Below are 19861 nucleotides of genomic sequence, written 5' to 3'. Positions count from 1 at the left end.
GGCTGTCTGGTTTAGATCATCTGCGAAATTAAAGATCGGAGTTAAAGGTATGACGATGCAATCCTTGTACCAGTGGCTTAAGGCGCACGGAAAAATCTTAAAGATTGTTTTCTATATCGCGATAATCTCCATTATCGTGCTTGTGGCTCGTGGCCAGTTTGCCGCCATTTCAGGAAGCCAACTTCGAGAAATTTTTGCTGATACGTCGATGCACGTAAACGCAATCATCATGGTGTTAGGTCTGATTGCGTTCAGTGCGACGGGACTCTACGACTTGGTCGCCTCCAAATATGCCGGTGTGGAGGTGTCGCCACGCGAAGCATTGAAGATTGGCTGGATTGCGCAGGCCTTTAATAATTTCGCCGGATTCGGTGGGCTCACCGGAGGTACAATCCGTGCGAAATACTATACCTGGGCGGGTGCGGACCGAGGTAAGTCCATTGGTGTTTCGGCAAGTGTGTGGGCTGCCAACCTACTCGGGTTATTCGTAATGTTGGCAATAACGTTGCCGTACGCAGTGCATTTCGATGGCTGGTTAATTGTCGTCGCCATAATCTCATGTTTTTATCTGCCGCTGTTTTTCTTAGCGGATAGATTTAAACTTGGCGTAATTGATTTAAGAAAAACGACTTTTGCGCAGATAGGAAAGCGGGAAAAGTGGTATCTTCTCGGCACCTCAGTCGTTGATTGGGCAGCAGCTGGGCTGTTCTTCTGGGTATGCGTTCGGGTGTTCACACCGGAGTTTTCACTCCCGATTGCTATCTTTATTTTTGCAACCGCCACTCTGGCCGGATTGCTATCTTTCCTGCCTGCAGGAGCTGGTAGCTTCGACCTCACAGTGTTTGCGCTGTGCGCCAAAGTTGGCCTCGACACTAACCATATTCTGCTTGGCCTTGTACTGTACCGCGTTTTCTATTACATCGTTCCGTGGCTGCTGGCGGCGGTCTTTTGGGTCTCCGACAGCGTGAAAGAACTCGAGTCCGATTTTCCGCACCGTGTCATGGCTCGGATACTCGCAGTTATCACCGTTTTCTCTAGTCTTTTGCTCTTTGTTTCGGCGCTGACACCTGAAATTGCTTCACGTATTCGGATTATCGAAGAAGTTTTGCCGAGCACTGTCCGGCGTGCATCGCATTTGACAGTGCTGTTTATCGCCGTCATGTTGCTTATCTTGGCTCGCGGAATTAACCAACGAGTCAGACGCTGCTACCAGCTGGTTTTAGTGCTGCTTGGGGTGGCAGCGGTTGCGTGTCTAGTGCGCGGAATCGACTACGAAGAGGCTATTTATCTTGGGGTCTTTGCACTTGCACTATTCGCGTCTCGCAGTGCGTTTGATCGAGATCCACTCCCATTAAAGTGGAGTAGTTTCGTACCAACGGCAGCTCTGGCGATTGCTATTCCAATCGTTCTTTCGAGTTGGCATGCGCTTCGGGTAAATAAGGTGGTCAATGTACCCGCACCATCCCCGCATGCCAATACTCACTGGCCAATGGTTCTTTTCTACGTAATGCTCGCATGTGCTGTGGCAATTGCAGTATTGTTTTCTCGCTGTCGCGCTCCGGAGTTCGAAGCCCCAAACGAAGAGCAGACACGTCGATTCGAGGCCCTGATTGAAAAATGGGGCGGGAATGCTTTTTCGCATCTGTATTACCTAGGCGATAAGCAGGTTTTCTTTACCGTCGATAAGCGAAATGGTGCGGACCGTGCAGCGTTGCTGTACCGCCCCCATGGCACGACCTTGATTGCACTCGGTGATCCATTCGGCGACCCGGATGCCTTCAATCAACTGTTCGCGGACTTTATTGACTATGCGGATACCTTTCAGTGCTCGGTCGCATTCTATGAAGTGGGCGAAGACCATTTGGCTCGATGTGTAAATGAGGGCATGAGCCTGGTCAAACTCGGTGAAGATGCGACGGTTGATATTTCGGGTTTCACCCGAGTCGGTAATAAGGGCAAGACGTTCCGACGTATGTACAACAAGTTAGAAAGCTCTGGTTGTACTTTTGAAATTGCCGAGGCACCGTACAGCCCAGAATTCATTATGGAATTGCGAGACGCATCGCAGGAGTGGCTCGGAAAACGCACGGAAATGAGCTTCTCGCTCGGTTTCTTTGATGAGAATTATCTGTCACGTGCACCGATTGCAGTTGTTCGATCGGCGGATTCAGACCGTGTCGAAGGATTTGCTTCGATAATGCCGCAAGGGCAAAGGGTTGCGTCAGTGGATTTGATGCGCATTCGACCTGATGCTCCAGATGGAGTGATGGATGGCATTTTCGTGAATCTGATGGAATGGGCAAAAGACCGTGGATATACCGAGTTCAACTTTGGTATGGCACCAATGTCGAATACCGGTGCGCGGCCGCATTCCAGGCTCAGCGAAAAAACCATCTATTTGGTGTACAACTACGGAGGCCGGATTTATAACTTCCGCGGGCTGCGTAATTACAAGGAAAAGTTCAAGCCTGTATGGAAGTCTCGATACTTGACCTACACCGATGTGAAATCGTTGCCTGCCATTACCGCAAGTCTGTCGAAACTGATCAATCGGCCAGGGCAGTATTCAGCAATTGCGCTGTCAACGAGTGAAGACGAAATGCCTGCTCCCGAAATGGCAATCAACGCTAATTGATATAAATCCGTGCGTCGTTTCCGCCGCTGCACGCCACGACACCATCGCCCTGCGTGCCGCAGCTGACATCGTAGGTCTGGCCGGTCGCAGGGCTCGTTGCCTGAATATTCGGCTTCAAATTATCGCGAATGTTATCAGCGGTGGCGTTGAGACCGTCGGTCTGCTGATGGAAGACCTCGGTGGTAAACTCACAGCTGGTATTCGGCCCGGCAACGACCAGATTCGTGCGGTAACCATCGCCATACACGTAAACAGTCATCTCCTCGCCCCCGGTAAACGTGGTCCCCGGCGACGAGTTGCTGTAAATGATGTCCCTCATCGCCTGGCCGATGTCTGCATTTTCGCTTGACGACGAAGACGTGGTTTCGGTATCCCCATTGGTTTGTCCACCATTTTGTGATGGGGCCGTCTCGGAAGAATTTGCATCGTCGGAGGTGTCGTCGGAGTTTCCGGCAGCGCCACCGTTATTGCTGCCGCCAGCATCAGAGTTTGAGCCGGTTGGGTTCGGCCTATTCTCTGAGTTTGCGTTTGATGCGTTGCCGTCAGTCTGAGTCATGGTGGCGGTGTCAGCTGCCGATTGGCTAGTTACTGCGCCGTCGTTTTGAGAGCAGGCGGTGAAGGTCAATGCGGTTGTGGCGAGGATACCGGCGATGAGTGCACGTCGTGAAGCAAAGGTGTGGTGGGTGTTCGTAGGCGTCACGCAGTGGGCAGTAGGGAGTTTTCGCACTATGAAAGTAATAACGATTCGATGAAAATCAGGGCGGTATTTCGACCTGTTTTCTAGAGCCAACCATTGTCGCGAGCAGTTTTCGCGGCCTCGACGCGGTTTGAGGTATTCGTCTTCGTGATAATTGACGACACCTGATTGCGCACCGTGCCCTTGGCAATGAAGAGCTGGCCGGCGATTGTGCCCGTATCAGCGCCTTGGAGAATCAGTCGAGCGATCTCGACTTCGCGGTCGGTCAGGGGAGAGTCGGCCGTGAAAAGTGAGGCCTCGGCCAAGGCCGGATCGATGACTCGGAGGTCGGAGTGGACGCGTCGAATAGCTTCTGCGAGCTGCTCAGGAGGCGTGTCCTTTGCCAGGAATCCGCTGGCACCGGCCTGAAGTGCGCGTTTGAGGTAGCCGGGGCGAGCAAAAGTAGTGACGACGAGGCAGCGGCAGTGGTCAGAAATTTTCGCGATGGTGTCAATGCCGTTGAGGCGCGGCATTTCGATGTCAATAAGCGCGACATCGACGTCCTGCTCGGTGACTTTTTGCGTTGTTTCAATGCCGTCGGCGGCTTCAGCCACGATGTCCAAGTCCGGTTCGGTTTCCAGTAGAGCCTTTAAAGCCCCTCGAACTAGGTGCTGATCATCAGCTATGAGAACGCGAATCATCTATTCTCCCGCGCATATTCGGTGACGGTTGTGTCAGTGAGGTGGTTTTTGGAGCTTGTGGTGGATGAACGGCCCGCGTGGTGGGAGCGGTGCGAGCGCTGCAAGCGTGACTGCGTCATCGTGGCCACAAGGCGAGTGCCGCGACCTGGTGCGGACTCGATAATGAGGTCACCGCCAGCATCCTGGACACGCTGCTTCAGCCCAGCCAATCCACCAGCGGCGACAGTTTGGCCTTCGCCCGTGGTAGCCGCGGAGGAATCGCAGCCTAGGTCGGAAATGTCGAAGCCGATGCCATCGTCGATGATTTCCACGCTGGATGGTGTGAGTTCGATTGAGACATTCTCCGCCTCAGAATGCCGAATGATATTGGTGGTGGCCTCGCGAATCACCCAGGAGAAGAGTTTCACATTGGTGGTTACACCGCTGGAATCGTCGGGAAGTGAAGCCTCAATGTGTGCGGTGTGGAATGCCCGCGCGGCGGCGGCGAGCTCGCCTGCGAGATCCGGCTGGCGCATGCGTGTGACTGTTGAGCGGACTTCGGCAAGCGATGTGCGCGACAGAGCGGTGATGGCCTCGAGTTCGGCAGCGGCGGCATCGGGGTTGGTGTGGACCAAACGCCGCGCGACTTCAGATTTGAGCGAGATGACCGTCAGCGAATGGCCCAGCACGTCGTGGACATCGCGGGCGATGGAGTCGCGCTGCTGGCTGAGCTCAATTTCCTGGTTGAGCTGGGCTCGTTCCTGGGAGAACCTGCTGAGTTGAACAACGCAGCAGACAACGACGGCCCAAAACAGGGCATCGATGGGTAAGATGAGACCGCTTTCCGGAGCCAAGAAATGACTAATGGTAACGATTGTTGCGCCGAGCACGCCAATGCTGAGGATGGCGGGGATGATGGGCAGCATCCAACTGAGCAATGCTGCGACAAATGGCAGGAATGCGCTGGCGCCGTTTCCCACAAGCGGGATGGAGAGCAGGCCGAACGCTGCGACTATGCACAGGGCAAGTATGTTGCGAGCTCGTTGCAACCAGCCGCGAGGATAGTAGTGAAGTGAGCCCCAGATGAAGATGTACACCAGCGCAAAGCTGACAATCAGCGCAGTTATCTGAGCGACCTTTTCGGCGCCGAAACCGAAGAAGACGAAGGGTAAAACCACAATCCAGATGCCAGCCGACAGTGCGGAGTAGACATGGAATCCCTGGAAAGGATGGCTGAAGCTGCGTCGCAAAGTGGTTGTCATAGATGCCTAGGCGGTCTCGGTCGGTGGCAGAGGGAAGTTGGTCTCGTTAGTCACAGGTTAGATGGAGGCGATGGCTATCGCTTGGGTTTGCTATCTAGCCGTGTTTCGCCGCGTTATTTACAGCCGCGACTTCTCGCGCTTGTTCAGATATATGCAGAAGCCGATTAGCAGGATGCTCCAAACTGCAACATTGACAATGGGCACCCACAGTGGCTCGGTGTAGAGTCCTGCACCAGTATCCGTGCTGGGAGTAAGACCTGCGGTCAGCGGATACCTCGACAGAGTCACAGAACCGAACAGCGGCGTGAAGCGGCTGATTGCCAGCAACGCGCCCTGCATCGGGATAAAGAGGTTGCCGAGGTAAGACAGCACGACAATCGAGCCCGACGCGATACTGAGCGCTGACGGCTTCGGCAGCAGCAGTGCCCAGGCATAGCCGTAGAAACCAAACGGCAGACAGGTTACAACACAGAGAATGAAGCTGACAATCCAGGCCCGTGGCTCCATCTCGGTGCCGATGACGAGGCCGAGAAGATACATTGCCGCAATCGGCAACACTGCGGCGAAGAGCACCAGAATTGCCTGGCTTAGTACAATACGCGACGTCGACATTGGTGTCAGCGCAAGCTGGCGACCCCATCCCGTGGTTTGCTCCATAATCGTTTGTCCGGCGCTGGCCACCGCTGCTGTGACGCCGCCGTAAATAGCCATGCCAATCATCACGTAGGCGGTGACATTGCCGTGAGGGAAGGCATCGCCGCCGCGGTCGAGCGAGGCACCGAACACCAGAAAGAACAAGATGGGCAGGCCGATGGAGAAGAACAGGTTCGACCAGTCGGACAGATAGCGTTTGATCTGAATGGCGATGTATGTCGACAGGCCGTGGGATTCGGTTAGCTTTGTTGCGCTGGTACCAGCAGTCGCGCCGGGTATGTCGGACGAAGTTTCAGTCGCGGTGTACGTCATGGCAATCCTTTCCAGTTATTTCCTTTAGTTCCCAGCAGCCACGGCGACATCGGGCGTGGCATCAGCTGCAACATCTGCGTCACGCTGCATAGAAATGAAAATGTCATCAAGCTTCGCGCGCTGGACCGTGAAGTCGGTCGCATCCGTCTCCGTTACCAAGTGACGAAGCAGTGAGTCCGAATCCCGTGTCCGCAGCCGCACGCGCCTACTGGTCCCGGCCGGTTCCCCAGCAGCGCTACTCAACCAGGTGACCTCATCGACCTCAGTGCGCTCTGAAAGCTCCGGTGCCGCACCCGGAAAATTAGCCTCAACCAGCACTGATTTACTCAGCGCAAGCATGCTCGGCGTATCCAAGTCCGCCATGATACGCCCTTTGTGCAGCATGATGATTCGCTTCGAAAAATCCTCCGCCTCATCCATGTAATGCGTGGTGAACAACACCGTCGTGCCACGCTCCGCCCGGGCATGAATATCCGCCCAAAAATTGCGCCGCGCACTCGGATCCATCCCCGCTGTCGGCTCATCCAACACAATCAACTCCGGATCACCGAGCAGGGCCAACGCAAACTTCAATCGCTGCTGCTCACCGCCCGAGCACTTACCGACTTTCCGCTTCAGCAAGGGTTCCAGCCGCGCTTGCTTTACGACGTCCGCCAACGCCACATGCTCCGAATAGCCACTGGCAATCATCTTGAGTGTGTCCTCGACCGTTACGTCGGGAAGCAAACCGCCCGTCTGCAAGATAGCGCCGACCTGCTGAGCATTGACCGCGTTCCTGGATGATTGGCCGTTGACTTCGATGCGGCCGGCGGTGGGTGTGGTCAGGCCGAGGATGAGATCGATAAGTGTGGTTTTGCCTGCGCCGTTTTCACCGAGGATGGCGACGACCTCACCGCGGCGGACGGTGGCGCTGACATCATCGAGTGCGGTTACCTGGCCTTTGCTGAATTGCTTGGTGATATTGGAGAACTCGAGAATTACGTCCGGATTCATAGTTCCAAGTTCAGCGCGGATTAGAGGTATGGACGTATAGGTGGTGTCACGAATTGCCCATGACAGGTGTCATTGCTTGTTGGCGTAGCCAACCGTTGGATTCCACTCCCAGACTTTCTGGCAGGCAGGCCATCCTGGTTTATAGTCCACGCGGGGACGGCGCTTTTGTACCCATCGGATTGCCTGCTCAACCTCGTCGAGGACGCTGTCGAGATTCCAATTGATGCATGAGTCTGTGAACCTTAGGATTATCCAGCCGTGCAGCGTGCCGGAGTTGGCCTTCCAGCGATCTGCGATGAACGAGTCCTCGTTAGCGTGGTACGTCTCTGAGTCGACTTCGATAGCTATTTTCCACTGGTCAAGCAGGATGTCGAAGCAGTAGGGGCCGATGTACTGGTTCATTCGGATGCGGTACCCGCGCTTGATTAGTGGACGGGCCAGCTTGCGCTCGAGTTCGCTGCATGAGCCAATCGGCGTGGTGGTGATGGTTTCACGCAGCCATGCGGGGACTTTCCGCATCCGGCTGAGGTCGTGGTTGAGTCGCTTCTCGCCGTCCCGGCCGGCGTAGTGTGTTTCCAGGATTCTGTGTGCATAGTCTTTTGAAGCGCGTGCTGCCCAGAGGGCTTCGGCAACTGGGAGGCCATTGATGTCGGTGTAGGCCGGCAGACGACTGTGCCTAATGGAGAAGGTCTCGGCCTGAACTGATCCCGCGCCCTCTGCCTGGATAGGAAGTGTCAGGGGAAGTCTCAAGTGGATTTGAGCTGCGCTTTTGCCGCTTAGCGCAATGCTTTTGTAATGCCCCGTGATTGCTCGGGCGACTGAGGCGGGAGAGTGGTCGTCAATGTAGAGGCCACGTACCAATTTAATTAGCCTGCCTTGTTGTAGGAGGGCTCTGGTCTTTTTCTCTCCGATGCCGAGTGCACGTAACTCGGCCGTGGTGAAGCTTCCCATGGTCGGGACTCTAAGCTTTTGCGGCCCAGGGGATTTTCTGTGAGAGAGGCTCCGCGTCCAATCTGTGGACAACTTTCAGGGTGTGGATAACCCAGGCCTCCCGCAGCCTCGCAGCCTCGCAGCCGCGGACCATCGATAAGACGGCTTGCGCTTCACCAGGAGTCAGTCCATGCGCACTAAGGGCCAGCTGGTGAGGCGGAACCCGCCTTTGCTGGCCTGGCAGCGACTTTATGCCAGCCTTGTCCAAATCTGTGCCGATTTTAATGTTGGTCCGGAACTCGACAGCCGCTCCTAAGCCCCTGGGCCCCAGCCCTGGACAGCCCAAAGCCCCAGGAAGTAACGTAACCAGCCGCTTTCAAGACAGCCTTCGCTACGCTGGGAACTATGGCATTTGCAGCAGAGCAACCCGTCCTCGCGCACTCGGAGTTCCGGCCCGTCGGTGAAGTCGAGCGCGCTGAGGGAAACTTCGAGGTCATCAGCGAGTTCGAGCCCTCGGGCGACCAGCCGCAGGCAATCGCGGAACTGTCGGAGCGCCTAGATAGAGGCGAGCGCGAGGTAGTCCTGATGGGTGCCACGGGCACCGGTAAGTCAGCCACCGCAGCGTGGCTGATCGAAAAGGTGCAGCGGCCAACTCTGGTCATGGCACCGAACAAGACGCTGGCGGCCCAGCTGGCCAATGAGCTCCGCAGCCTGCTGCCAAACAACGCGGTCGAGTACTTCGTTTCGTACTACGACTACTACCAACCCGAGGCCTACATCGCGCAGACCGATACCTATATTGAAAAGGATTCGTCGATCAACGAGGACGTGGAGCGCCTGCGCCACTCGGCTACTTCAGCGCTGCTGTCGCGTCGCGACGTAGTCGTCGTCAGCTCTGTTTCTTGCATCTATGGCCTGGGTACCCCGCAGTCTTACCTCGATCGTTCGGTGTGGCTGAAGGAGGGCGAGGAAGTCGATCGCGACCAGTTCCTGCGCCTTTTGGTGGACATTCAGTACGCCCGCAATGACATCGCCTTTACCCGCGGCACCTTCCGAGTAAAAGGTGACGTGGTCGACATCATCCCGGCCTACGAAGAAAAGGCCGTGCGGGTGGAGTTCTTCGGCGACGAGATTGATTCGCTGTACTACCTCAATCCAGTCACGGGCGACGTCATCGACCAAGTCCCGGAGCTGCGCATCTTCCCAGCTACGCACTACGTCGCCGGCCCGGAGCGCATGGAACGGGCCGTCGCGGACATCAAGGCCGAACTCGCCGAACGCCTGGCGGATCTGGAAAACCGCGGCAAGTTGCTGGAAGCACAGCGCCTGCGCATGCGCACGGAGTACGACCTCGAAATGATTGAACAGGTCGGCTTCTGCTCCGGCATTGAGAACTACTCGCGCCACATCGATGGTCGCGCGCCGGGCTCGGCCCCCGCGACGCTCATCGACTATTTCCCGGAGGACTTCCTCACCATCATCGATGAGTCGCACGTCACCGTGCCGCAGATTGGCGGCATGTTCGAAGGCGACGCTTCCCGTAAGCGCAACCTCGTCGACTTCGGTTTCCGCCTCCCATCGGCGCTGGATAACCGCCCGCTGACGTTCGACGAATTCGATGCCAGAGTGGGCCAGGTCGTGTTCATGTCCGCAACGCCGGGTGACTATGAGCTCGAAAAGACCGGTGGCGAGTATGTGGAGCAGGTTATTCGTCCGACTGGGCTGGTGGACCCCAAGATCGTCGTTAAGCCTACTGAGGGGCAGATCGATGATTTGATCGGCGAGATCCGAAAGCGCACCGAGCGTGACGAGCGCGTTCTCGTGACCACCCTGACGAAGAAGATGGCGGAGGATCTGACCGACTACCTGCTCGAAAATGGCGTGCAGGTGCGCTACATGCACTCGGATGTTGATACGCTCAAGCGCGTTGAGTTGCTGCGGCAGTTGCGTCTCGGCGAGTACGACGTGCTGGTCGGTATTAACCTGCTGCGCGAGGGGCTGGACTTGCCCGAGGTTTCGCTGGTGGCAATCCTCGACGCCGACAAGGAGGGGTTCCTGCGTTCGGAGCGCTCGTTGATTCAGACGATTGGTCGTGCCGCGCGAAACGTCTCCGGCGAGGTGCACATGTACGCCGACAAGATCACCGATTCCATGCGGTTCGCCATCGATGAGACGGAGCGTCGCCGCGAAAAGCAGATCGCGTACAACACTGAGCATGACATCGATCCGCAGCCGCTGCGCAAGAAGATTGCGGACATTCTGGATCAGGTCTACGACAACGCTGACACCGATTACGAAGGCAAGACCGGTGCGGCCGCTGATGCGCTGCTCTCGCGTGCCGACGGCTCGGGCGCGGCCGGTGGTGCTAGCGGTAAGCAGATGCCGAGGGCGGAGCTCGAGGCGCTTATCGCGGATTTGTCGGAGCAGATGGCCGCGGCTGCGCGAGAGTTGAAGTTCGAGCTCGCGGGGCGCTTGCGCGATGAGATTTTCGACCTCAAGAAGGAACTAAAGGGGATGATTGAGGCCGGTGTCGAGTAGTTTTTTGCTACTGTTGTGGGAAGTAAAACAGTGTATTCGCGAAAGTGCCTCTGGCCAGTGGGTTCGGGGCAACGACGGCGTTACGCACGATGAACTGTTTTAATGCAACTTCCACAGTGAGGGATAGTTTTCATGAGTGATTACAAGACCATTGTTGTCGGCACGGATGGTTCTAAGTCGTCGCTGCTCGCAGTAGAGCGCGCTGCCTCGATTGCTGCTGCTTTCGATGCCACCCTGGTTATCGGCTGCGCTTACTACGAGACTGCAGAGGATGCGTCCAAGACCCTGCGCCAGGATTCGGTTCAGGTCCTCGGTGATGATCCGGCTCAGAAGAACCTGGCTGCTGCTAAGGAGGCCGCAGAGGCCGTCGGCGCTACCAAGGTTGAGACCGAGGTTCGTTCCGGCTCCCCGGTTGAGGCTCTGATGTCTCTGGTCACTGACCGTCGCGCTGACCTGCTGGTGGTTGGTAACCGCGGCATTAACTCGCTGACTGGTCGTCTGCTGGGCTCTGTGCCGGCTGATGTTGCTCGTCAGTCGGACTGTGACGTCATGATCGTTCACACTGTGAGCTAACAAAACGGTGAGCTAGTAAGACCGTCAGCTAACAATTTAGCCTTCGCTTTAAACCGGCACCTCTTAGATGAGGTGCCGGTTTTTCTATTGCCGGCCGGTGATAATCCCTTCTTCAACTACAAAAGGCCAGCTAATTCCGTTTCTGGTTAAGACCTGGTTGCGAAGGGATTCAGGAAGAATTTCGGTGCGGCTGCCGTAGCCCATGAGGTACTCGTCAAAAGCGGGCAGTCGAAGCGTCAGTGAAAGCGCGGCTTCAAGCTCGGCTTCAGTTACGTTCTGCTGCCATGTCGGCATGAAGTACTCATTTTGCGCGAGATTTTCGCCGATGAATTCTGTGTCAGTTGGCGCGTCCGGAGAGGCAGAGGAATCGAGGGAGAAAGGAACTATTAAGTGGTCGATAAGCTTAAGGGCCTTTTTCGCTTGAGTTTTCGTCAGCCCCAGCCACCACGCGAAGTCAGCTACACAGATAGGTCCGCGAGAATTAACATAGCGCCAGGCAATGTCGGCCAGCGTGGATTCAGCTGAGTGTTCTGTGCTGGAGCCCTCTGTGGTATTTGCTGAGAGGCCGCCTTTGAAAGTTACGTCGGCAAGCAGGACGAAGGTATCTTCGGATCCTTTTCGTGGCCCTTGGACGACAGCACCTTCGCCGCCGAATGAGCGCAGTAGGTGAGGGCCTCTTTGTTCCGTGGGGTCTATTCCATGATCTGCGAAAACCTCATAGGCTTCAGTCCGAGTCAGCGGGTCGGACAGGCCACGTGAGCGCAATTCGGAATGAAATGCTGCCCTTGCGGTCTGCACATCATCTTGAGAAAGCCCGAGTGTCGTACGACGTCTTGCGGCCGCCTTTTCGATGCGCGGATTCGTCAACCTCATAATTGCTCCCGCGTCTTGCGCTGAAACAAAGTGCAGGGTGCCTCGTTGCGACCAACAGCGAACGATGTCGTAAGAAGAAATGGCTGCTAAAACATCGTCGGTGGTGCTGCCACTGCGCAAGGCGATGGCATCAACACCGTTCGAATAATTCTGTCCTTGCAGAGCAACCATGCCATGCGTTGCTGATAATGCAGGCGACTTGAGGTTTGTATTCCAATCGCTGCGTGCTTGACTTGCAGCTAACCCCTGGGCAATGAGACGGCGTGCGCGAAGTTCAGCTAGCTGAGGTAGATAGTTTTGGGACATAATGTCTCACTCATTCTGTACGGCACTATCCTCGTCATTCTAACCATTGCAGCTCCGGCAAAACGCCCGACTGCTGAGGCGCCACAACAATTAGCCCCTGGGTCGCACGAGTCAGTGCAACGTACAGGTCCTGTAGCCCCTGTGGGGATTGCGCCACAATCTGGTCGGGCGCAACGACGATGACCTCGTCGAATTCCAGGCCTTTTGAGGTCGTGATGTCGTAGACCGCGCAGTTGGTGAGTTTGCTGGGGCGAGTAGCAGGTGCGTCATCGGCGGCACTAGCCCCGCCAGCACCATCAGGGTCACCATCTCCATCAGCTCCACCACCGAGGAACTCCCGCACCTCCGCGCGCGTGGCTTCGAGCAACTCGGCGGGCGCGATTACAGCGACCAGGCGGTCTGGCTGCGCAACCTGCTCCACATGCGCCAGAGCCTCCGTCACGGTGCGAGCCTGGACAGGCTTGCGGCCGGTCGCGCGGATCGACTGCGGCGCCTCCAGCTCCGGATCAATCTGAGCCAGGACGCTGGCGGCAACCTCCATCACCTCAGCTGGGGTGCGGTAGTTGACGGTCAGCTCGTGGAGATGCCACCTCGCGCCGATGATGGGTTCCAGCACATCGTCCCAGGTCGCGGCACCTGCGGGGGAGCCCGTCTGGGCCACGTCACCGACGAGAGTCATCCAGCCGTTGGGGCTGCGGCGGCGCAGCATTCGCCAGGCCATCGCGGAGAGTTCCTGAGCCTCGTCGACGATGACATGGCCGTAGGCCCACAGGCGATCCGCCGCCGCCCGCTCGGCGGTGGATCGCAGGTCGCGCTCACGGTGGCGTTCGGCCAGTGCCTCGGCATCGATGACGTCATACGCTGACAAGATCTCGGCCTCGAAGCCGTCGTCAAGATCCTGGGACGCAGAACTGGACAGGGTATCCAACGCGCCCTGCGCCTCCTCGACGCGGGCCTGCCAATCCTCTTCATCGGCCTCCGCGTCACCAACTGGGCCGAGGAGTTCCGCCAGCTCGTCGAGAAGCGGGGCGTCGGAAGGCATCCAGTCGGTGCCTTCCGGCCGGTAGAGAGCCTCGCGCGTCAGCTCGTCGTAATCGGTGGCGGCGTAGTCGATGGCCTCGCGAGAGCTCAGCAGTTCCGACAGCACCCGCTCGGGCGTAAGCGCAGGCCACAGCTCGTCGAGGATGTCGGCGACTGCTCCCGATTCGTCAATTTCGTCACGTAAGTCGGCAACGTCGGTCACGGACAGCAGGTTCTCGCCGCCCAGCGGGTCGGCGCCGATGACCTCGGCCATCTGCGCGGCCAGGAGCTCCACCACGTGATCGCGGAAAATCGGCCGGGCCAGATTGTGGGGTTTCCGAGTCCGCCGCGCACGCGTGCGTGCAGCTTTCACCATGTCAGGTGTGATCGTCAGGGTGATGTTGTCGTTCCGGACTTCAAGAGGTTCCGCGGGGAGCTCCTGGTAGGCCCGCACGGCTTCGCGCAGGATAGTGAGCATCTCAATCGAGCCCTTAACTTCCTGCGCAACCAGGGGTTCGGGGTTGTGTCCGTCGATAAGCGCGTTGGAACCGCGCACGCCGGGGTAGAGATCTGCGATGGTGGTCAGCACCACGCCAGTTTCGCCGAGGCTCGGCAGCACGCGCGAGATGTAGTCGAGGAAAGTTGTGTTTGGGCCGATGATGAGGACACCGGTTTTCGCCAGTTGATCGCGGTAGGTGTAGAGAAGCCATGCGACGCGATGCAGCGCCACTGCCGTCTTGCCTGTGCCGGGACCGCCCTGGACGACCAGGGTGCCGCGGGTGGAGTCGCGGATGATGAGGTCCTGCTCGCGCTGAATGGTCTCCACAATGCCGCGCATATGGCCGGTGCGCGCTTGATTCATGACCTCCCGCAGCACCGATTCGCCACCGACGCCCGCTTCAACTTCGGTCTCGTGTGCGCTGTCGGCTTCCTCGCCGGAGAGCCATTCGTCGTCAATGCTGTGGACCTTCCGGCCGTGAGTGCGCAGGTGTCGACGCAGACTGACTCCCTCGGGATGCGCGGTCGTGGCCAGGTAAAACGGGCGCGCACCGTCGGCACGCCAATCCATGATGACCGTGCGGTAGTCGTCGTCTTCATCGGACAGGCCGATTCGCCCGATGTATCGCTTATCGACGGTCGCCCCCGGCCCTTCCGCTGCCAAAGGATTGTCGGGGTCTGTGTCATCGATATCGATTCGACCAAAGACCAGGCCAATCTCGGCTGAGCGGTAGCGGTCCAGATTAGCCTGTAGTCGGTGGTATTCCACCTCGCGTTCCACGCGGGCTTGCGGGTCTGGGTCGTCGATGAGCATGACCTGGCGCAGGTACTCTTGGTCGCGCTCGCGTGCCCGGTCGAGGAAGCTGAACGCACGGTCGACGTAGGCCTGTTCGGCAGCGAGGATGCTTTCTTCTTCTCGCTGTGGTGCTGAACTTGCCTGGTCCGGCAGACCTGCCTGGCCAGTGTGGCCAATGCGGCCTGTCTGGTCCTGCCCGGGCTCGGATGCGCGCGACGCCAACCTGGTCTCCTCAACGAATCGCAAAATTAGTGCTAACTGATGTGCTGAATGAATATAAAAATATGAAAACGCTCCCGCACGCGTAGTGGCGTGGGGAGCGTTTAAGTATACCGCTTTAACTGCGGCAGCAAACTTACTGCAGGCGCTTCTGCGCCTTCTTTGCGGACTTCTTGGCCTCCTTGGAAGCCTTGGCTGCGCGCTTGCGCAGTTCCTTGCGCTGCTTGCGAGTGTCCTTCTTGAGATCCTTGCCCAGGTCCTCGGCATAGTCCCGCGCGTCCTCAGCGAGCTCGGTGGCCTTGGCAATCCAGTCGTCCTTGTTGTCTTCGACGTAGCTCTTAGCGGTGTCGAAGGCGTCGGTGAGCTGCTCGCGCCAGCCGTCCTTGTTGTCCTCGACGTATTCACGAGCCCCATCGGTGGCCTCAGATGCGCGATCGCGGAGCAGCCCGGCCTTTTCGCGGACGTTCTCGCCGGCGGAGGCGAAGGCTGCGCTGATTTCCTCAGTGCGCTGCTCGGTTTCAGACTTGGTTGGCAGGGCAGCCTGAACCTTCTTGTTCAGCTGCTTGCCTGCCTTCTCAGCGCGCCAAGCGACACCCGGCTTGCCGTCGGTGTCAGCGGTAGCTAGGAAGAGGCCACCCAGCAGACCGATGTCGGTCAGGAAACCAGTGCGGCGAGCTGCCTTCTCCTTCGAATCCTGGGTTTCCCAGAATGCGTGGCGAGCCAGCATCGTCGGAACTTGTGCAGCGACCAGAGCGGTGGCGGACAGGCGTGGGGCCTTACCCAGAGCGTAGAGGGAACCCGCAGCAACCTTGGTGCCAGCGACGACCTGGACAACCAGCTTCTCGCTATTTGGCACGTACTTGTTGTACTGGTTCGGGGTTACGGAGCGGACGCGGGCAATCAGGTCGCGTGCGCCCTCTTCATGATCCTTCTGGTTCATCAGCGTGTCGATACCGTCGGCAACGAAAACCGAGGCCAGCATTGGTCGGGCAAACTTGCGAATCATCTAAATTCCATCTCCTTTGTCGTCCAGGTGAAACCGTGTTTTTGGCCATCTGGTCGCTGTAATTCACTATTAATCCTACGCAGCCCGGCCTATTTATGTCGCGGGAATGACGAGTTTTTCAGAAGCTCCGGCTGCATCCAGCGCTGCCAACCACACTCATCCAGCACTACCGACCACGCTCATCCAGCACTACCAACCACGCTGGCGCCAGTTCTCGACCTCGGGGCTCTCGACACCAACTGTGGTGTCTTTGCCGTGGCCGGGGTGAATCACCGAGTCGGCGGGGTAGACGTGGAAGACGCGGCTCTCGACATCGTCGATAAGCTGCGTGAAATCCTCGGGCGAGTACGTTTTGCCGACACCGCCTGGGAAGATGCTGTCACCGACGAAGAGGTGGTGTGACGGGGTGTCGTCGGAAAGCGCGCCGGCTTCCTTGGCGGACAGGTCGAGGCAGAGGCCGCCCTTGGTGTGTCCGCGAAGGATGAACGTGGGCAGCGTGATGCCCTGGCCGAACGTGATGGTCTCGCCGCCGTCGAGCTGCTGGTCGGCGGGCTCGGGAATGTCGGTAGCGTCGAGGCTGGACGTGATGTGGCGGGCCGGGAATGACTGCAGGAGCTCGCCGAGCGCCTGAACGTGATCGCCGTGGGAGTGCGTGGTGACAATCGTGCGGACCTGCGCGCCGACGTGCTCAACCAGGCGGATTAGATGGTCGGCGTCGGTGGCGGCGTCGATAAGTAGGGAATTGTCGGGCTCGCGGGAGTCGACCAAAAGGTAGACGTTGTTGTCCATCGATCCGACGGAGGTCTTATAAATAGTGACATTGCCGTAGTCAATGCGCTCAACGCCGCGCGTGCTCGGCGAATTGGAGTAGGGGCTGATTGTAATGTCGTCGTTCATGCGCCCCAGGGTAATGAGGTGTCTGTCGGCGCGCTAGGAGCGCAACGTAACCACGAGTCTCTGAACACATGTGCGAAAAATTGGTTATGGACTGTAGACTAGTCGGCAGTGAATCGTCGACGAATTGAGGTTTCCCACTGTGGCTGAACGTCTAGTGGTCAGAGGCGCCCGCGAGCATAACCTGCAGGGTGTTGACATCGATTTGCCCAGAGACAAGATGGTGGTTTTCACCGGTCTGTCAGGGTCGGGTAAATCGTCACTGGCATTTGACACAATTTTCGCCGAGGGCCAGCGCCGTTACGTGGAGTCGCTGAGCTCCTATGCGCGCATGTTCCTGGGGCAGATGGAAAAGCCCGATGTAGAGATGATTGAGGGGCTCTCGCCGGCGGTGTCGATCGACCAGAAGTCGACGAACCGCAACCCGCGCTCGACCGTCGGAACCATCACTGAAGTGTATGACTACCTGCGTCTTCTCTACGCGCGCACCGGTACTCCGCACTGTCCGACCTGTGGGGAAGTAATCTCCTCACAGACTCCACAGCAGATCGTCGATCAGGTCATGGAGATGCCGGAGGGCACCAAATTCCAGGTCCTCGCACCCGTCGTGCGCACGCGCAAGGGTGAATTCGTCGACCTATTTGAACGCCTCGCATCCGAGGGCTACGCGCGTGTCATCGTCGATGGTGAAATGCACCGTCTGACGGATCCGCCGAAGCTGAAGAAGCAGGTCAAGCACGATATTGACGTGGTCATTGACCGTCTCCAGGTGAAGGAGTCGCAGCAGCGCAGGCTCACCGATTCCGTCGAAACGGCGCTTCTGCTTGCCGACGGCGTCGTGGTCATCGACGCCGTCGGGCTAGAGGCGGACGACCCGCGTCGAACCCAGCGGTTCTCGGAGAAGATGGCCTGCCCGAATGGGCACCGCATTGCTATCGATGAGCTGGAACCACGGTCGTTTTCCTTTAACTCGCCGTATGGTGCGTGCCCGGAGTGTGACGGTATCGGTACCAAGCTGGAGGTGGACACGGACCTGGTGATTCCAGATCCGTCGCTGCCGACGATTGAGGCGATTGCGCCGTGGCGGCAGACGCTGAACAAGAAGTACTTTGAAAAGCTGGTTGAAGGCCTCGCCACCGAGATGAGCTTCGACCCGACCACGCCTTTCGAAGACCTCACAGCGCCGCAGCGCAAGGCCCTGCTGCATGGTTCCAGCCACAAGGTCACGGTGCGTTACCGCAATCGCTACGGCCGTACTCGCCAGTACACTGCGCCGTTTGAAGGCGTGATGCCGTACCTGCACCGCAAGCTGTCGCAGGCGGAGAGTGACTCTCAGAAGGAGCGCTTCCAGGGATACATGCGTGAGGTGCCGTGCCCGGCATGTAGCGGTACTCGTTTGCGTCCGGAGATTCTTTCGGTGACGTTGGATTCGGCGGAGTTCGGGCAGAAGAATATTGCCGAGCTGACAGAGCTATCGGTTCACGATGGCTCGGCATTTCTGAATTCCCTGACTCTGGGCAAGCGCGAGGAAATGATTGCCGGGCGTGTTCTGCGTGAGGTGCAGGCTCGTCTGAAGTTCCTGCTAGATGTGGGGCTGGACTATCTGTCCCTGTCGCGCTCGGCGGGCACGCTGTCCGGTGGTGAAGCGCAGCGAATTCGTCTGGCCACACAGATTGGCTCGGGGCTCGCAGGCGTGCTCTATGTCTTAGATGAGCCATCGATTGGTCTTCACCAGCGCGACAACAACCGCCTGATTAAGACTCTGAAGAACCTGCGCGACCTGGGTAATACCCTGATTGTGGTCGAGCATGATGAGGACACGATTCGCGAGGCCGATTGGCTGGTCGACATTGGGCCAAAGGCCGGTGAATACGGTGGACAGATTGTCTACCAAGGTGAACCGTCGGGCATCGTTGACTGCGAGGAGTCACTGACAGGTGCGTATCTCTCGGGTCGTCGGGTATTGGCGGTGCCGGAGAACCGTCGTGCGATTGATAAGTCGCGCATGGTGACGGTCAAGGGCGCTCGCGAAAACAACCTGAAGAAGATCGACGTGAAGTTCCCCCTCGGCGTGTTGACCTGCGTTACGGGTGTTTCCGGGTCCGGCAAGTCCACCTTGGTCAACGAAATCCTGGCCAAGGTGATGAGCAACGAGCTCAACGGTGCTCGTCAGGTGCCGGGTCGACACAGCCGCGTGGAGGGGTTGGATCAGCTGGACAAGCTGGTGCAAGTTGATCAGTCGCCGATTGGTCGCACCCCGCGTTCCAACCCAGCGACGTACACCGGTGTGTTCGACAAGATCCGCAATCTCTTCGCCGAGACGCAAGAGGCCAAGGTTCGTGGCTATAAGCCCGGTCGATTCAGCTTCAACGTCAAGGGCGGCCGCTGTGAGGCGTGTAAGGGCGACGGCACCATCAAGATTGAGATGAACTTCCTGCCGGACGTCTATGTGCCTTGCGAGGTTTGCCACGGCGCGCGCTACAACCGCGAAACGCTGGAGGTTCGTTACAAGGGCAAGACCATCGCTGAGGTTCTGGACATGCCCATCTCCGAGGCAGCGGAGTTCTTCGAGCCGATTCAGTCGATTGCGCGTTATCTCAATACGCTTGTCGACGTCGGCCTGGGCTATGTCCGTCTCGGGCAGGCGGCAACCACGCTCTCGGGTGGTGAGGCTCAGCGCGTGAAGTTGGCCAGTGAGCTGCAGAAGCGCTCCAATGGCCGGACGGTCTACATCTTGGATGAGCCGACCACGGGGCTGCATTTTGAGGACATCCGCAAGCTCATGTTGGTGTTGCAGGGCCTGGTGGACAAGGGCAACACCGTCATTGTCATTGAGCACAATTTGGATGTCATCAAGTCTGCGGATTGGATCATCGACATGGGGCCGGAAGGCGGCTCCGGCGGTGGCACCGTGGTTGTAGAGGGCACGCCGGAGGATGTCGCGAACTGTTCCGGCTCCCACACCGGGCAGTACCTGAAGCCGCTGCTTAAGTAGC

Annotated in this window: 14 protein-coding genes; 4 read left to right on the top strand and 10 right to left on the bottom strand. The window is 58.0% G+C overall.

All coding sequences use genetic code 11. The annotated features are described in order from the left end of the window. Nucleotides 1–49: 49 nt before the first annotated feature. The gene (gene mprF / locus CRD20_RS00895) at nucleotides 50–2635 is read left to right on the top strand and encodes a bifunctional lysylphosphatidylglycerol flippase/synthetase MprF (RefSeq protein ID WP_048732175.1); all 2586 of its coding nucleotides are present in this window, start codon (nucleotides 50–52) and stop codon (nucleotides 2633–2635) included. Here the strand turns inward: mprF and CRD20_RS00890 are convergent. From CRD20_RS00890 to CRD20_RS00865, 6 genes are all read right to left on the bottom strand, one after another. Then, a complete protein-coding gene (locus CRD20_RS00890; protein ID WP_016422918.1) occupies nucleotides 2628–3335 on the bottom strand; it encodes a hypothetical protein in 708 nt (235 codons plus the stop codon). The two genes, mprF and CRD20_RS00890, sit on opposite strands and share 8 nt — an antisense overlap. Before the next feature lie 80 nt (nucleotides 3336–3415). After that, the gene (locus CRD20_RS00885) at nucleotides 3416–4012 is read right to left on the bottom strand and encodes a response regulator transcription factor (RefSeq protein ID WP_048732178.1); all 597 of its coding nucleotides are present in this window, start codon (nucleotides 4010–4012) and stop codon (nucleotides 3416–3418) included. Beyond that, nucleotides 4009–5253, bottom strand: coding sequence for a sensor histidine kinase (locus CRD20_RS00880; protein WP_048732180.1), 1245 nt, complete (start codon nucleotides 5251–5253; stop codon nucleotides 4009–4011). Before CRD20_RS00880 ends, CRD20_RS00885 begins: the two co-directional genes overlap by 4 nt. 117 nt (nucleotides 5254–5370) lie before the next feature. After that, a complete protein-coding gene (locus CRD20_RS00875) occupies nucleotides 5371–6219 on the bottom strand; it encodes an ABC transporter permease (RefSeq protein WP_048732182.1) in 849 nt (282 codons plus the stop codon). Between the two features lie 24 nt (nucleotides 6220–6243). After that, entirely contained in the window at nucleotides 6244–7212 is a 969-nt protein-coding gene (locus tag CRD20_RS00870; RefSeq protein ID WP_005511996.1) for an ABC transporter ATP-binding protein, read from the bottom strand. 69 nt (nucleotides 7213–7281) lie between these two features. Continuing rightward, nucleotides 7282–7962, bottom strand: a complete 681-nt coding sequence (locus CRD20_RS00865; protein ID WP_255468660.1) for an endonuclease domain-containing protein — start codon at nucleotides 7960–7962, stop codon at nucleotides 7282–7284. A gap of 585 nt (nucleotides 7963–8547) precedes the next feature. On the opposite strand from CRD20_RS00865, the gene uvrB reads away from it, so the two are divergent. Together uvrB and CRD20_RS00855 are read left to right on the top strand one after the other, a co-directional pair. Further along, nucleotides 8548–10680, top strand: a complete 2133-nt coding sequence (gene uvrB, locus CRD20_RS00860) for an excinuclease ABC subunit UvrB (RefSeq protein ID WP_049193953.1) — start codon at nucleotides 8548–8550, stop codon at nucleotides 10678–10680. A 132-nt stretch (nucleotides 10681–10812) separates the two neighbouring features. Beyond that, nucleotides 10813–11253, top strand: a complete 441-nt coding sequence (locus CRD20_RS00855; protein WP_005511992.1) for a universal stress protein — start codon at nucleotides 10813–10815, stop codon at nucleotides 11251–11253. Nucleotides 11254–11337: 84 nt separating this feature from the next. On the opposite strand, the gene CRD20_RS00850 is transcribed toward CRD20_RS00855, so the two are convergent. From CRD20_RS00850 to CRD20_RS00835, 4 genes are all read right to left on the bottom strand, one after another. Beyond that, a complete protein-coding gene (locus CRD20_RS00850; protein ID WP_187404686.1) occupies nucleotides 11338–12432 on the bottom strand; it encodes a DNA glycosylase AlkZ-like family protein in 1095 nt (364 codons plus the stop codon). Nucleotides 12433–12466: 34 nt separating this feature from the next. Continuing rightward, on the bottom strand, nucleotides 12467–14968 hold the full coding sequence (locus CRD20_RS00845) for an AAA family ATPase (protein ID WP_187404685.1): 2502 nt from the start codon (nucleotides 14966–14968) through the stop codon (nucleotides 12467–12469). A gap of 133 nt (nucleotides 14969–15101) precedes the next feature. Beyond that, the gene (locus CRD20_RS00840; protein WP_187404684.1) at nucleotides 15102–15971 is read right to left on the bottom strand and encodes a DoxX family protein; all 870 of its coding nucleotides are present in this window, start codon (nucleotides 15969–15971) and stop codon (nucleotides 15102–15104) included. 189 nt (nucleotides 15972–16160) lie between these two features. Then, nucleotides 16161–16868 carry an MBL fold metallo-hydrolase gene (locus CRD20_RS00835; protein WP_187404683.1) on the bottom strand — a complete coding sequence of 236 codons (708 nt, stop codon included), beginning with the start codon at nucleotides 16866–16868 and terminating at the stop codon, nucleotides 16161–16163. Between the two features lie 139 nt (nucleotides 16869–17007). Between CRD20_RS00835 and uvrA the strand changes: the two genes are divergently transcribed. Then, a complete protein-coding gene (gene uvrA / locus CRD20_RS00830; RefSeq protein ID WP_070437626.1) occupies nucleotides 17008–19860 on the top strand; it encodes an excinuclease ABC subunit UvrA in 2853 nt (950 codons plus the stop codon). Nucleotide 19861: the final 1 nt, after the last annotated feature.

The organism is Corynebacterium sp. LK33 (genome assembly GCF_014334955.1).
GTDB classification, from domain to species: domain Bacteria; phylum Actinomycetota; class Actinomycetes; order Mycobacteriales; family Mycobacteriaceae; genus Corynebacterium; species Corynebacterium jeikeium_D.
This window is presented reverse-complemented; position numbering and strand designations above follow the sequence as displayed.

Bases quoted from the DNA above. Each gene is read 5' to 3' on its own strand.
- CRD20_RS00835 (WP_187404683.1), bottom strand. From the start codon at position 16,868: ATGAACGACGACATTACAATCAGCCCCTACTCCAATTCGCCGAGCACG.
- uvrB (WP_049193953.1), top strand. From the start codon at position 8,548: ATGGCATTTGCAGCAGAGCAACCCGTCCTCGCGCACTCGGAGTTCCGG.
- CRD20_RS00870 (WP_005511996.1), bottom strand. From the start codon at position 7,212: ATGAATCCGGACGTAATTCTCGAGTTCTCCAATATCACCAAGCAATTC.
- CRD20_RS00855 (WP_005511992.1), top strand. From the start codon at position 10,813: ATGAGTGATTACAAGACCATTGTTGTCGGCACGGATGGTTCTAAGTCG.
- CRD20_RS00885 (WP_048732178.1), bottom strand. From the start codon at position 4,012: ATGATTCGCGTTCTCATAGCTGATGATCAGCACCTAGTTCGAGGGGCT.
- CRD20_RS00880 (WP_048732180.1), bottom strand. From the start codon at position 5,253: ATGACAACCACTTTGCGACGCAGCTTCAGCCATCCTTTCCAGGGATTC.
- CRD20_RS00875 (WP_048732182.1), bottom strand. From the start codon at position 6,219: ATGACGTACACCGCGACTGAAACTTCGTCCGACATACCCGGCGCGACT.
- CRD20_RS00840 (WP_187404684.1), bottom strand. From the start codon at position 15,971: ATGATTCGCAAGTTTGCCCGACCAATGCTGGCCTCGGTTTTCGTTGCC.
- CRD20_RS00850 (WP_187404686.1), bottom strand. From the start codon at position 12,432: ATGTCCCAAAACTATCTACCTCAGCTAGCTGAACTTCGCGCACGCCGT.
- mprF (WP_048732175.1), top strand. From the start codon at position 50: ATGACGATGCAATCCTTGTACCAGTGGCTTAAGGCGCACGGAAAAATC.